Below are 13582 nucleotides of genomic sequence, written 5' to 3'. Positions count from 1 at the left end.
CGGCCGGCTCGCCCTGATCGGGGCCGTCAGTGGTGGAAGAGCCTGAGCCGGGTGCGGGCGAGAGTGATCTGATGCTCGCGGCAGGCGGCCTCGACTTCGCCGGACCGGATCGATCCGCCCGGCTCGGCGATGTAGGCGACACCGTGGCGGTGGGCGTGGTCGACATTGTCGCGGAACGGCAACGCGCCGTCCGAGACGAACGCCACCTCTGCCAGGCCGGCGAGCCACCGCGTGCGCTGCTCGTCCGTCAACTCGGGTGCGGGTGTTGACAGGACCGTCGACAGGCGGGTGCGTTCATCCGGGGTGAGGTCGCCCTCGACGAAGCGGATCTGCCAGTTGATCCGGTCCTGGCGCCGGGTGTCCGGCTGGAAGGAGAGTGCCCGGACAGCCGGGTGACGCCGCAGCCACCAGGTGTCGGCCTTCGCGCCGGCCAAGCGCGTGCAGTCCACTCGGGACTGCTGGCCTGCGCCGATCCCCAGAGTCGCCCCACCACGCAGGTAGCACACGGAGTTGGACTGCGTGTAGCGCAGGACCGCCAGGCCCAGCAGGAGGTCCTCCGCTGCCGTGGTCGGCAGTGTGCCGCACACGACATTGTCCAGCAGAGCGGTGGAGAGCGTCACTTCGTCGCGCTGCTGGGACAGCCGCAGGCCGAACACCTCCCGTGTCTCGTGCTGCGGGGGCGTGAACGCCTGGTCTGCTTCCATGACCAGGAAGCGGCCGTTCTTCTTCCTGCTAAGCGTCGCGACGGTGCCGGGAGCGTAGCCGGGGGCGATGATGCCGTCGCAGACCACGCGGGTCAGCAGTTCTGCGAGCTCGGCGTCGACCGGGTGGGAGACGGCGGCGAAGTCGCCGTAGGAGGACTTCGGATCGGCGTCGCGGGCACGCAGGTACGCGCTGGTGAGCGCGCCGACACTGTCGCGGTCGATGCCGTAGAGCTCGGCGGTGACGTCATCGATGGGACCGGCGACCGCCGCGCCGGCGGGCGAGACATGCTTGAAGGAGGCAGCGGCCGGCCGGTTCAGGACTCGGCTCGCCTCCAGCACCAGCTGCCAACTGTTCAGCGCGTCAAGCATGTTGATGTAGGACGGGCTGCCCTGCAGCACCCGGACCGGCCATCGGCCGAGCTCCACCGGTGCGGTACTCGCCACCGCCTGCTGCGGGTTGATTCCATAGCGCAGATCCACGTCATAGCCTCCTGGGTCAGCGGGACATCACTGACGCAGGCGCCCAGGCGGTCGACGCTCACGCGGGAAAACGGCCGCTCCCCGGTGGTTCTCCACCTTCGCCAGTTGCGGCCGGGCACGATGCTACCTCCAGCGCGCACAGAGTTCGACGGTCAAGGGCAGGCGGGATCGGGAAGTGGCTCACCGAGGGGACTCCGTGCAAGGCGTAGGGCTCGCACGCGCGCGGGAGACGAAGTATCCAGAAGGTGATGGGCCCGGGCCCGGCATCGCCGCCGGTACACCAGTGGCGGGTGGACCCGTAGACGCCTCGAGGCCCCTGCGCGAGGACGCGCTGTCGGTGCGCGTGGACATCCCGCGCCTGATGCTGCTGTGGGCCGAGGACGTAGCGGCCAGGATGCAATTCACTCTCGACCCCGAGAAGTTCGGGGGACCGAGGACATCAGCAGACTTCGCCGAAGCCCTGCCGGGCACCCTCATGCTGTATGACTATCTGTCTTTCTTTCGAGGCCTTTCTCCCTCGCTCGGATCCACTTATTCTCTTCGTAGGCGCATCACTTGATGTGGTGTCAACCGTTCGGGAGGGAACTTCATGTTTGTCAAGCGGGCCTGTGTTATCGCGGCCACCTCTGTCCTGCTCGCCGGTCTGGGCGTCACCGCCTCGGCGCAGACCGTCAGCCGCTTCGACGATGGCAGCTTCGAGTACCCGAGGGTGGCGGTCAACAGCTACACGGACCTGTCCGCCGGGCAGACCATCGGACCGTGGACGGTCACGGCGGGGACCGTTGACCTGATCGGCGCCGGCTTCTGGCAGGCGGCGGAGGGCGACCAGTCCGTCGACCTCAACGGCGTCGGTCCCGGTGCGGTGGCGCAGACCTTCACGACCGTCCCCGGTGCGAACTACACCGTCACCTATGCCTTGGCCGGCAACCCCGCCGGGCCCCCGATCCTCAAGACCGGCAGTGCCCTCATCGACGGGCAGGACTTCCAGGACTTCTCCTTCGACACCGCCGGCAAGTCGTTCACGAACATGGGGTACGTCAACCGACAGTTCACCTTCCAGGCCACCAACTCCGCCACCACCATCGGTTTCGCCAGCACAACGCCGAACAGTCCGTTCGGGCCGGTCGTCGACGACGTCCGGATCGAGCGCTGCGCACCCTGCCCGACCTGCAGCAACGGCTGACAGAGCCGGCAGGCTGGGCCCCGATCCTGTGCACGGTGGAGGTGCGGCATGATCGGGTGGTGATGACGAACGGGGAGCGATGATGACCGCGGAGCTGAGATCGGCCGAACTGACGCTGTGTCCCTGGGCGGAGGAGCATGCCGGCCAGCTGGTCGCCGCGGCGGCCGACCCGCTGGTGCGGCAGAACACCTCGATGCGCGTCAGCGACCACGCGCAGGCGCTGAGCTGGATCGCCTGGCAGCAGGAGGAGTGGGCGGCGGGGGAGCGGTACGCCTTCGCGGTGCTGGACACCGCGGGGGAGGTCCTGCTGGGCCATGTGGTGCTCAAGCGTCCGGCCAAGGCGCGCGCCCGGGGCAGCGCCGAGATCGGCTACTGGACCGCCGCACACGCCCGCGGCCGCGCGGTCGCCCCTCGCGCGGTCGAGGCGGTCACCGCGTGGACCCTGGCCGGCCACGCGGGCCCGGGTGTGAGCAGGCTGGAGTTGCTCCACCAGGTCGGTAACGACGCCTCCTGCCGGGTGGCCGAGAAGACCGGCTACCTGCTGGAGTCCGTCATGCCGGCGCACCCTCCGACGTACCCGCAGGACGGCCACCTGCACGTCCGGCTCGCAGAGCGTCAGGGGTGGTTGGCGACTCACTCATACGGGTGAACGTCCGTCTCGGAGCCGGGGAAGTGGGGGAGGCTGTGTCGGCAGCCACAACTCAGGAGGCGGACATGGCGTACCCCACCGATTGCAAGTACACGAAGGACCACGAGTGGATCCAGGCCCAGGGCCGGACAGGCCTGGTCGGTCTGACGGAGCATGCGCAGAAGCAGCTCGGCGACATCGTCTTCGTTGAGATGCCGAAGGTAGGGGACAAGTTCGACGCCGGGGACCCCTTCGGCACCGTGGAGTCGGTGAAGGCGGTGTCTGAGCTCTACATGCCGGTCGCCGGCAAGGTCGTCGAGACCAACGGGCAGCTCGACGAGGCGCCGGAAGACATCAACGACGACGCCCACCACACCTGGATCATCAAGATCGAGATGTCCAACGCCAAGGATCTGGACGGGCTGCTGACCGCCGACCAGTATCAGGCGTACATCGTCGCCGAGGAGTGACGAGGGGTAGCGCCAAGCGGGCCGCGCTCTCGTTCGAGGGCGCGGCCCGCTGCGTAGGTCACTGGCCTTCCGCGGCGCCTGTCGTGGAGAGGTCGACGTTCCAGGTGTGGTTTCCCGCCGCGTTCGCGGCGATCGGCGCGGCCGCCTCCGGGTTCTCCGGGTCGAAGGCCGACGTCAGGGTGTGGGTCACGACGGGACTGGTCCAGCACGGCAGGTTTCTGTTCCAGCTGCCCGTGTTCCGGGCGACCTTCCAGCGGAACGAGATGCTGTAGGACTTCAGCCAGTACCCGGACGTCAGCCTCGCGGTGGTCGAGAAACCGGGGTTGTCCGGGAAGTCGATGCTGTTCTGGCTGTTGTTGATGACGGGATTGGTGTAGTTCGGCCGGTAGGGGCCGTCCTGCATCCACTCGTGCGAGGAGGTCTGGTCGCCCAGGCCGTCCGCCTCGACCAGCTGCGTGTAGGAGTCGGTGACCTCCTGCCAGAAGTGGTAGTTGGTGGCGGCTCGCAGCGGGGCGCCCGCGGGGTTCTTCAACCGGGCCACCTGCTGGAACCCGATGCTCTGGTCGGCGTGGAGCCGCTGGGTCCGCGGGCCTTCGTAGTCGGATTCGAACTCCAGGGTGGGCTTGTTGAGATCGAGATCCGCCGCGTTGGCCTTGGAGCGGGTGCGGCGATGCGGGGGCGGGCTGTTCCCCTTGATCTCCGCCTCGTCCTTGCTGCGCTTGGGCATCCGCTGCACCGCGCCCCCGGCGGCGGGCGGCTTGCCCTCGCCGGGGGTCCACGCGCGGTCGGGGGTGAGCGGGGTGGAGAGGGCGCGGGCGGCGTTGGCCTCCGCCTCGCGCTCGTAGCGGTCGGACGGGTCGGAGACCTTCAGGCCGTCGCCGTTGTCGGTGCCGGCGACCGGCCCTTGGCGCTGCTGGACGACATGGGTGAGCTCGTGCGCCAGGGTGTGCCGGTCGCCGCCGCCTTCGCCGATCACGACGTGGTTGCCGGAGGTGTAGGCCCGGGCGCCGACCTCGGCCGCCGAGGCGCTGGCCGCGCTGCCGGTGTGCAGGCGCACGTCGGAGAAGTCGGCGCCGAGGCGCGACTCCATCTCGCGGCGGGTGGTTCCGTCCAGGGGCCGTCCGGCGGTGCGCAGCACCTGGTGGACCGAGGAGCGCTGGACGGGCTGTGCGTCAGACAGCACCGGGTCGGTGTCGCCGCCGAGCCTGCGCCGTTCTTCCTCGATCATGCGCGCCACCGCGGCGTTCCCCACGGTCCGTTGCAGGGCGAGTGCTCGCGCTGCCTGGGTGGTCTGGGCGGCTTTGGGTGCGGCAGCGTGGTCGGCCCGGCGGGATGGTTCGTGAGCGCGCACGGCGATTGCGTCCCTTCCGTCGATGGTCCTGCCCGCAGCGGTCGGCGCGCTGTGCGGATCTCGTGACGGTCCCGATCGCGCGGCTGACGGCTCTGACTGCGCGCAACGCCGATACGGTACAACGGAGATGGTGATGCGTCAGCCGCCTGCGAGGGCACACTTCGCTGTTCCCAGGGGGCGGGCCGACTGCCCCGCGCGGACAGTCCGGTGGAATTCGGCAGTCCACGGCCTGCTGCCATGCCACATGCTGGCCGTGCGCTGCTACAAACGACTTCTCAAAGTGGTCAGGGTAAAGAGAGGTATTGGCAGGTCCATGGTGTAAGGACAGTGGCAAAGGGGGAGTGGTGACGGCAGGGACGAACCGGTTGGCTTCCCGGGGAGGAGAGGGATGCCCTGTGCGCCGATTCAATGCTTGAGATCACTCATTTCCCCGCTGACGTTGAGCAGTTCGTGGCACTGGGACGCCTGCTTCCCCGAGGCCGGAGTGCCCGGCAGCTGGCAGGTCACGTTCGCCGTCACCGTCTGCCCCTCGGTGACCTCGATGGGGGTGACCCAGTGGTAGTCCTGGTTGCGGAAGGTCTCCAAGGCGATGGTGGTGATCGTCTGATCGCCGAACTTGATGGTCAACAACCCTTGGTCGCCCTGGAAGTTGGCGACGACGATATCGGTGATGCCGAAGACCTTGCCCTGCGGCACCGGGTAGCTGCCCACCGCGGCGCCGGCGCCCGGGGTCTGCACGTCTATCGTGGTGGAGCTCTGCTGGCCGGTGCCGGGGACGGCCGGGCCGGCGCCCGTGCCGGTACCGGTGCCGCTGCTCTGCTGCCCGCCTCCCGGCCGGCTCTGGCCGCCCGTGCCCCCGCCGGCCGAGCCCGCCGGCGTTGCGCCGCCGCCGCCCGGATTGAGTGCCGCGGCTTGCTGGTTGACGGCTTGCGTCGCGGCCTGCCGCGCGGAGCTCTGCACCGCGGGCCGCACCAGGGCGAACCAGGCCAGCAGCAGCGCGATCAGTGCCGCGAGGAGTGCGAGCAGCCACTTCGGAAAGATCGGGAGCTGGACGAAGGTGCCGTGCAGCACCTGACGGCGGTCGGCCGGCTGCGGGCCGGCCTGGTCGTCGGCGCCGCCGTCGTGCTGGAAGGCGACCTCGAAGGGCCAGGCGGCCTGCTTGCCGAACCAGATCAACTTGCGCGTGCGGACCCGCAGTCGGGCCTCGGCGGACTCGCCGGGTTGCAGGAGCAGACGCTCCGGGGCGAACCCGAAGCGCAGCTCCTCGCCGGCCTGAGCGGGGGCGAACGTCACCGTGGTGACCGCGTTGCCCAGGTTATGCGCCGACGTCCGGTAGCGCGCGCGGAGCCAGCCTCGGCGGCGGCGCGGAGCGAGCTCGGCGCGGAGCTCGTGGAACACCGTGACGGTGACCGTGGTCTCCGGGACGGTCACCAGCCCGGGGCGCTCGGTCGGCAGCACCCTGATGCCGAGCGGGAATTCACCCGCCCGGACGTCGGGGGAGCGGGCCGGCGCGAGGCGTACCGTCACCCTCTCGGACGTCCCCGGGTAGAGCGAGACGCGGGCCGGCTCGACCGTCGTCCACGGGGCGCAGTCTCCGACCACCTCCAGCGAGTACGCCTCAACGATGTCCGTGTCGTTGCGTACCGTCAGGGTCGTCGTCGCCACCCCTCCGGGCGACACCGTCAAGGCGGGCAGGCCGAGTTCGGCGGATGTGGTCATGCCGTGACGGTAGGACCGCCGGGCAGCCCGGGGAGAGGGACGTGCGGGCAAGCCGCGGGCACACGTGCTGCCCGTGAGAACAACCCGGTCCTGCCCCGGCCATCGTCAGCACACGCACGTTCATTGGTGCCGCAGAAGGAGAAGGAGCGGATCATGACGTCGATCGAGACAGCACACGAGGCGTTCGTGGCAACGCAGTTGGCCGAAAAGGCGGGCCGGGTGCTGGTGGCGGTGTACGCGGAGGACATCGTCCTGCACACCGGCGTCGTCCAGCAGTTGAGGCAGCGGCCGGAGGTGGAGTTGCTCACGGACGGCGAGGCCGCGCGGGCGCAGGTCTCCCTGGTGGTGGTCGACCGCCTGGACGAGGCCGTGGCGGAGCGGCTGCGCGCGCTACGCCTCAGCACCTCGGGGCGAACCGGGCTGGTGATAGGGCACTTCGAGGTCGGCGGCCTGCAGACCGTCATCGAGTGCGGTGTCACGGCCGTGCTGCGCCGCGCGGATGCCGACCAGGACCGGCTCGTGCATCTCGTCACCGCCCTGGCGAACGACGAGGGGGTGATGCCCGGGGACCTCCTCGCCAGACTGCTCGACCGGGTGGGGAACCTCCAGCGCACGATGCTCGACCCGCGGGGCTTGACCCTGTCGACCCTGTCGGCACGGGAGGCGGAGATGCTCAGGCTGGTCGCCGAGGGCCTGGATACGGGCGAGATAGCCGCTCAGACCTCGTACTCCGAACGCACGGTCAAGAACGTGCTGCACGAGGTCACGACGCGGTTGGGTCTGCGCAACCGGGCCCACGCGGTGGGGTACGCCATGCGCCAGGGCCTGATCTGACACTGCCTCTGACGGCACCTCTGACGCAGCCGGGCCGTGGCGGATTGCCCTGGGGGACACCGGCCGCTTCCCCCGGCTCTGGTATCGGGGCCCTGTCCCCGCCTACCCGGGCCGGGGAGACTGCCGGGAGCAACGCCCTTCTCGGTCTGTGAGGTTGAGCGTGATCGGCGCCCCGGGTACTCCCCGCTCCATCCGGCGGTCGGCGCGAGCGGCCGCCGCCATCCTGCTGTCCCTGGCGGCGGCCGTGGTGGCGCCGGGCAGCGCGAGTTCCGACGGGCGGGAGGCCGGCCCCCTCCCGTCGCCCGCCGGGGTCACGGCGGACGCCGGGCGGATCGTCTTCGCCGGCACGGACCACCGCAGCCTGGCCGGCGTGACCGGTCCGGCGTCCAGCACACCGCTGTTCGGGCCCGGTCCCGCCCACTTCGACGTGGACCCCTCGGCCCGCGGCGGCCTGCTGGTCTTCACCAGCCTGCGGGACGGCCCGCTGCCCCAGGTGTACCTGCGCGACGCGTCCGGCGCGGTGCACAAGCTCACCACCGGTATGGACACCGCCGACCCGACGTTGACCCCGGACGGCCAGTCCGTCGTGTTCGATGCGGCCGAGCCGGGCGGGACCAGCGGGAAGTCCCAGCGGGACCTGTGGCTGGTCAATGCCGACGGCACCGGGCTGCGCAGGCTGACCGACACCACGTCCGACGAGACGAACCCGACGGTCTCGCCGGACGGCCAATGGGTCGCGTACGCGTGCGACGCCGACCCGGCGCACACCCAGCTCTACCTGCTGCCCCTGACGGGCGGCGGCGGATCGAGGCGGATCACCGATGTGACCACCGGCAGCGCCGTCGACCCGGCATGGAACCCGCTGGACGACGCCGCGCACCGCGACCAGCTCGTCTACACCTGGGACCAGGGCGGCCAGGTCGGTCCCCAGCTGCGGCTCACCACCCCCGACGGCACCGGTGACCGGGCGTTCTTCCCCGCGACCGGCGCCGACTGGCAGACCGGATCGGCCGCCTGGCTGCCCGACGGAAGCGGCGTCCTCTTTCTGAGCCCCAACCTGGCCGACGGCACGCTGACGCCGTACGAGAACGTCTACCGCGCTCCGACCTGCTCCTGCACCCCGCCCCAACTGGTGTACGGCGATGACCGGTTGATCCAGACGCCGACCTGGCTCGGCACCCTGAGCGAGGGCGGTCCTGTGGTGGGGGAGACCAGCGCCTCGGCCTCGAACGTGGCCGACCTGGAGGACGTCCTCCCCGGCGGAGCGGACCCGCGCGACCTGGGCGTCAGCGTGCTCAGGGAGGACCCGGCCGCTGACACCGACACCAACCCCGCGGACGACCCGCTGTTCAACCCCCGTCCCGGCTACGACCCGTGGTTCGAGCGGCAGGCCTACACGCCGGACGGCCGGAGCATCGTGGTGACCCGCTTCGAGGACTCGCCCGCCGGCCGCATCGAGCGGATCTGGCTGGCCGGCGCCGACGGTTCCGATCCGCAGCCGATGAACCTCGCCGGGCGCGGGCCGAACGACTGGGACACCGACCCGGCCTTCTCACCGGACGGCAAGCTGATCGCCTTCACCAGGACCTCGCCCGGCGGGGTCGCAGGGGCGTCCGGGCCGGGGCGGATCGTGATCGCGCAGGTGTCGACGGGCGCGATCGTCGGCACCGTCGAGCCGCCGGCCGACCAGCCGGCAGCCTCCGAGGCCGAGCCCTCCTGGTCCCCGGACGGCAGGTCGATCGCCTTCACCAGGACCGAGGTCGTCAACGGCAACGGCGGCAACAAGCACGTGTGGACCGTGCCGGCCGACGCGCTCGACCAGCAGAGCGACCTGAGCCTGACGGCCTGTCCGGGCGCCTGCGACGTCATCGACGACAGCCCCGTCTTCTCGCCGGACGGCCGGAGCATCGCGTTCAACCGCAAGGGCGGCGACGGCGGGGACAACCAGCAGGACGGCATCCTCGTCACCTCGCCGACCGGCGCCGGATGCACGGTGATCCTGCCCGCCGGGCTCAGCCAGGACAAGGGCGCCTGCAAACGCCCGCTGCCCGACACCTCCACCACCGGCCCGTTCCAGCCCCGCGACGTCGCCTGGACGGCGAACGGCGCGCAGCTGGTGCTGACCTCCCGCCGGGCCCTGCCGGCGAACTCGCCGGAGGGACTGTCGGTCTACGACTTCGCGAGCGGCACGCTCACCCCCGTCGACAGCGGGCTGCCGGGGCGACAGAAGGAGCCGAGCATCCAGGAGTCCGTCGACCTGTCGTTGAGCGCGCCGCCCGGCACGCCGCCGATCGTGCCCGGCGCCGGCACGACCGTGGCCGTCACCGTGACCAACCACGGACCCGCGCCCTCGCCGGACACCGTCCTCACGGCGTCCGTACCGGCGGGCGCCCGGCTGGGCGGGCTGACGGCCCCGGTCGGCCAGTGCGACGCCGGAGCCCTGCGCTGCGACCTCGGCACCCTGGCCCCGGGCGCGGTCGTCCAGGTGACCGCCACCGTCATCGGCACGCAGGTCGGCCGGCAGCAGCTCGGCTGGTCCGTCGCCGGGTCGGTGATCGACGCCAACCCCGGCGACAACGCCGCGCAGACGGTCGTCCCCGTGGTGGCCGCGCCGCCCGCCACGCCCCCGCCCCTGACGCCCCCGCCCCCGACGCCCTCGCCTCCGTCGGGGCCCGGGAACCTGAGGCCGGCGCCGCCGAGGGCCGGCCCGGGAGTGTCGATCAGCGCCCAGCCGGATCCCGGCTACGTGGGCGGCCACGTGACCGTCAGCTACACCGTGCGCAACGGCGGCCAGGCGCTCGCCACCGGGCTGCGCCTGTCGCTCGGACTGCCCGCAGGGGTGCCCACCGAGCCGCTGCCCCCCGGCTGCCGGGGCGGAGCCTGCGCGTTGGGCGACCTGCCGCCGGGCGGCAGCGAGGTCGTGCAGGTGGTGCTGTCGCCCACGGCCGCGCTGCAGACCACCCTCACCACGGTCCTGACCACCACCGGCACCGACTCCGCCCCGGGTGGGCATCTGGCGAGCACCCCGCTGCGGATCCTCCAGCCCCGGATCGTCGCGGTGCCGCCGATCGGCAAGCCCGGCTTTGTGACCTCCGTACGCGGCGTGGACTTCCCGCCGGGCGTGCCGGTGGCGTTCAGCTGGCTGCCCGGCATCACCGCCGCCGCGGCGCCCACCTACCCCGCCGCCGACGGGACCTTCGCAGGCCAACTGCTCATCCTCGCCAAGGACGAGACGGGTCCGCGGACCATCACCGCCAGCGGTCCCGGCTTCTCGCCGGTGACCTGCCCCTTCCTGGTGGTGGCCGGCTCCATCGGCCCGCCGCAGGAGGTGGAGCGGCGTTGATCCACGAGGTCGACGAGGCACTGCGGCTGCTGCTCCTGGAGAGCGGCCTGCAGGAGCGCGGGGTCGAGCTGGTCTTCGACTCGCCCACCCGGGAGTGGGCCGCTCGGCGCAACGCTCCGACGGTCAGCGTCTTCCTGTACGCGATCCGCGAGGACGCCGCCCGCCGGCTGAGCGGCGCCGCCGAGGAGCACGACGCGGACGGCCTGGTGGTGGCCTGGCGCAGCGCGCCCCGCTGGTTCGAGCTGGCCTACCTGGTGACCGCGTGGACCAACCGGCCGCAGGACGAGCACCGGTTGCTGTCCGAGGCGCTGCGGTGCCTGACGGCATCGGCCGTGCTGCCCGAGCGGCTGCTCACCGGCAGCCTCGCCCGGCTCGGGCTCACCGTCGGGCTGGACCTCGCCGGGCGCGGCGAGGGCGTGCCGTCGGTGTCCGACGTGTGGTCCGCCCTGGGTGGGGAGTTGAAACCCTCGATCGACCTCAGGGTGCTCGCGCCGCTGCCCGGTGAGCGCAGCCCCGCGGGGCCCCCGGTCACCGAGGGGCTCGTGGTGCGCGCCACCGATACGACGGCGGCGGCCGGTAGTCCCTCCCGGCGACTGCGCTACCGGGAGGGTACGGATCCCGGTCCGGACGGCTTCGCGGCGCCCCGGGAGCGTCCGCTGCCGCCCGGTCGCCGACGGCGCGGCGGGTCGGCGCGATGAGCGTCGACCTCGGGGACGAGCCGGCGGTCATCGCAGCCGACCCTCTGTGGGACCGGCTGCGCCGCGTCGAGCAGCGGGTCAGATGCGCGGTCCGCGAGCGCCGGGCCGTCGATCCGGACCCGGACGACCCGTACCGCGGCCAGTACCTCACGCCGGAGGCGGTGGAGCGGATCCTGGCGGCGTCGGCTGAGGTGGGCGGCGTCGGCGCGGCTGGGGTTGCGGCTGGGGTTGGGGCCACGTCGCGGCTCGAAGCGCTCGCCGACACCTTCGGCCTGCTCCCGGTGGACCTTGAACTCCTGCTCGTGGCGATCGCCCCCGACCTCGACGTCCGGTTCGAGCAGCTCTACGGCTACCTCAACGACGACTTGGCCCAGCGCAGGCCGACCATCGGGCTCGCGCTGGAACTGTGCGGCCTGCCGGCGGCGGGCGCAGGCCGCTTCCGCTTCTCGGCGCAGGCCCCGCTGATCACCGGCGGGCTCCTGGAGATCACCGAGCCGGAGCGCCCGCTGCTCTCCCGGGGCCTGCGCTTACCCGACCGGGTGACGGCCCATCTGCTCGGAGATGACGAACTCGACTGCGCGCTGCGCGGGTTGGTCCGGGTCGGCCGGGCCGCTGCCGGTGCCGCCGGCGCTGGCGCTGCCGCTGCCGGCGACTTCGCGGAGCCGGCGCGCCGCATCCGCGCCGCCGCAGCGAGCGGCAGCGCACTGGTGCAGCTGCTGGACCAGGGCGGCAGCGCCGGCCGACTGGCGGTCGACGCGCTGGCGGGCCTCGTCCGGCGGCCCCTGGTCGTCGACCTCGCCGCGCTCGCGACCCGCCCCCCGGACGCCCCGAACGCCGCGGACGCCGCCGTGCGCGCGCTGGCCAGGGAGGCGCGGCTGAGCGACAGCGGCGTGGTGCTCGGCCCCCTGGACGCCATCGAACCCGAACGCCCCGAGCACGCACGGTTGTTGCGCGAGCTGTGTGCGGAGCTGGCCGACGTTCCGCTGATCGTGCACGGCACCCGCGGCTGGGATCCGGCCTGGGCGCGGGAGAGCCCGGTGGTGATCGTGGTCCCGCCGCTGGACCCGGGGCAGCGCGCCGCGCAGTGGGCGCGCGCGTTGAATGCGTCGCCCGGCCGGGGGGAGGCGCCCGCCGAGCTGAGCGCCGAGCTGGCCGAGGCGGTGGCCCCGTACCGGCTGGACGAGGACCAGGTGGCCAGGGCAGCCGGCGTGGCGGCCCGGACGGCGGCGGCCGAGGGCCGTCCGGTGGGCGCCGACGACCTGCGCGCCGCCGTACGGGCGCAGAACGGAGCGGGACTCGCGCGCCTCGCCCGTCGGATCGAGCCCGCTGTCGGCTGGGACGATCTGGTGCTGCCCGACCCCACCGCGCGCCAGTTGCACGAGCTGGCCCTGCGCGCGATCCACCGCGACCAGGTGCTCGGCCGATGGCGGATGCGGCCGGGCGGCGGGCGGGGGCGCGGGGTGATCGCCCTGTTCGCCGGGGAGTCGGGCACCGGCAAGACGATGTCGGCCGAAGTGATCGCGGCGGAGCTGGGAATGGAGCTGTACGTCGTGGACCTCTCCAGCGTCGTGGACAAGTACATCGGCGAGACGGAGAAGAACCTGGAGCGCATCTTCACCGAGGCGTCGCAGGTGAACGGCGTGCTGCTCTTCGACGAGGCCGACGCGATCTTCGGGAAGCGCTCGCAGGTCAAGGACGCCCACGACCGTCACGCGAACGTGGAGTCGGCGTACCTGCTGCAGCGTATGGAGTCCTTCGACGGGATCGCCGTGCTGACGACGAATCTGCGCTCCAACCTCGACGAGGCGTTCACCCGGCGCCTGGACGTCATCGCGGAGTTCCCGCTGCCGGACGAGGAGCAGCGGCGTGCCCTGTGGGACCGCTGCCTGGGCAAGCGGATCCCCCGCGGCGACGACCTCGACCTGGGGTTCTGCGCGCGCCGCTTCGAGCTCGCGGGCGGCTCGATCCGGGCGTGCGCGGTGACCGCGGCCTACCTGGCCGCCGAGACGGGCCGGCCGCTGAGCATGGCACAGCTGGTGTCCGCCGTGATGGGGGAGTACCGCAAACTCGGCCGCCTGGTCCTGGAGAGCGAGTTCGGGCCTTGGCTGGGCGCCTTCGAGGGCGAGCCGCTCGGCGCCTGACTCGCGCCTGACTCGCGCCGGGCCGCGCCCG

11 protein-coding genes and 1 riboswitch are annotated in these 13582 nt (G+C 72.1%); of the genes, 8 read left to right on the top strand and 3 right to left on the bottom strand.

Annotation, left to right across the window (positions count from 1 at the left end; all coding sequences use genetic code 11):
* Positions 1 to 26 precede the first annotated feature (26 nt).
* Positions 27 to 1184 (bottom strand): phosphoribosylaminoimidazolecarboxamide formyltransferase, encoded by a 1158-nt coding sequence (locus P3T34_RS03490; RefSeq protein ID WP_280664481.1) that lies wholly within the window; start codon positions 1182 to 1184, stop codon positions 27 to 29.
* 34 nt (positions 1185 to 1218) lie between these two features.
* Positions 1219 to 1303, bottom strand: a riboswitch (ZMP/ZTP riboswitch).
* A gap of 218 nt (positions 1304 to 1521) precedes the next feature.
* On the opposite strand from P3T34_RS03490, the gene P3T34_RS03485 reads away from it, so the two are divergent.
* From P3T34_RS03485 to gcvH, 4 genes are all read left to right on the top strand, one after another.
* Positions 1522 to 1743 carry a hypothetical protein gene (locus tag P3T34_RS03485; RefSeq protein ID WP_280664480.1) on the top strand — a complete coding sequence of 74 codons (222 nt, stop codon included), beginning with the start codon at positions 1522 to 1524 and terminating at the stop codon, positions 1741 to 1743.
* A 30-nt stretch (positions 1744 to 1773) separates the two neighbouring features.
* Positions 1774 to 2367: a choice-of-anchor C family protein gene (locus P3T34_RS03480; protein WP_280664479.1), complete on the top strand. Its 594-nt coding sequence runs from the start codon at positions 1774 to 1776 to the stop codon at positions 2365 to 2367.
* 82 nt (positions 2368 to 2449) lie between these two features.
* On the top strand, positions 2450 to 3016 hold the full coding sequence (locus tag P3T34_RS03475; protein ID WP_280664478.1) for a GNAT family N-acetyltransferase: 567 nt from the start codon (positions 2450 to 2452) through the stop codon (positions 3014 to 3016).
* Positions 3017 to 3081: 65 nt separating this feature from the next.
* Positions 3082 to 3465, top strand: a complete 384-nt coding sequence (gene gcvH, locus P3T34_RS03470; RefSeq protein ID WP_280664477.1) for a glycine cleavage system protein GcvH — start codon at positions 3082 to 3084, stop codon at positions 3463 to 3465.
* A gap of 58 nt (positions 3466 to 3523) precedes the next feature.
* On the opposite strand, the gene P3T34_RS03465 is transcribed toward gcvH, so the two are convergent.
* Positions 3524 to 4693, bottom strand: a complete 1170-nt coding sequence (locus tag P3T34_RS03465) for a DUF4157 domain-containing protein (RefSeq protein ID WP_280664476.1) — start codon at positions 4691 to 4693, stop codon at positions 3524 to 3526.
* Positions 4694 to 5221: 528 nt separating this feature from the next.
* On the bottom strand, positions 5222 to 6535 hold the full coding sequence (locus P3T34_RS03460; protein WP_280664475.1) for a hydrolytic protein: 1314 nt from the start codon (positions 6533 to 6535) through the stop codon (positions 5222 to 5224).
* Positions 6536 to 6688: 153 nt separating this feature from the next.
* On the opposite strand from P3T34_RS03460, the gene P3T34_RS03455 reads away from it, so the two are divergent.
* From P3T34_RS03455 to P3T34_RS03440, 4 genes are all read left to right on the top strand, one after another.
* The gene (locus tag P3T34_RS03455) at positions 6689 to 7369 is read left to right on the top strand and encodes a LuxR C-terminal-related transcriptional regulator (protein ID WP_280664474.1); all 681 of its coding nucleotides are present in this window, start codon (positions 6689 to 6691) and stop codon (positions 7367 to 7369) included.
* Between the two features lie 160 nt (positions 7370 to 7529).
* Positions 7530 to 10712 carry a hypothetical protein gene (locus tag P3T34_RS03450; RefSeq protein WP_280664473.1) on the top strand — a complete coding sequence of 1061 codons (3183 nt, stop codon included), beginning with the start codon at positions 7530 to 7532 and terminating at the stop codon, positions 10710 to 10712.
* Positions 10709 to 11410 carry a DUF4255 domain-containing protein gene (locus tag P3T34_RS03445; protein WP_280664472.1) on the top strand — a complete coding sequence of 234 codons (702 nt, stop codon included), beginning with the start codon at positions 10709 to 10711 and terminating at the stop codon, positions 11408 to 11410. Before P3T34_RS03450 ends, P3T34_RS03445 begins: the two co-directional genes overlap by 4 nt.
* Positions 11407 to 13551, top strand: a complete 2145-nt coding sequence (locus tag P3T34_RS03440; protein WP_280664471.1) for an ATP-binding protein — start codon at positions 11407 to 11409, stop codon at positions 13549 to 13551. Before P3T34_RS03445 ends, P3T34_RS03440 begins: the two co-directional genes overlap by 4 nt.
* Positions 13552 to 13582 lie beyond the last annotated feature (31 nt).

Source organism: Kitasatospora sp. MAP12-44, assembly GCF_029892095.1.
Lineage (GTDB): Bacteria > Actinomycetota > Actinomycetes > Streptomycetales > Streptomycetaceae > Kitasatospora.
Note: the sequence above shows the minus strand (reverse complement) of the source record. Positions and strands in the feature narration are given on the sequence as shown.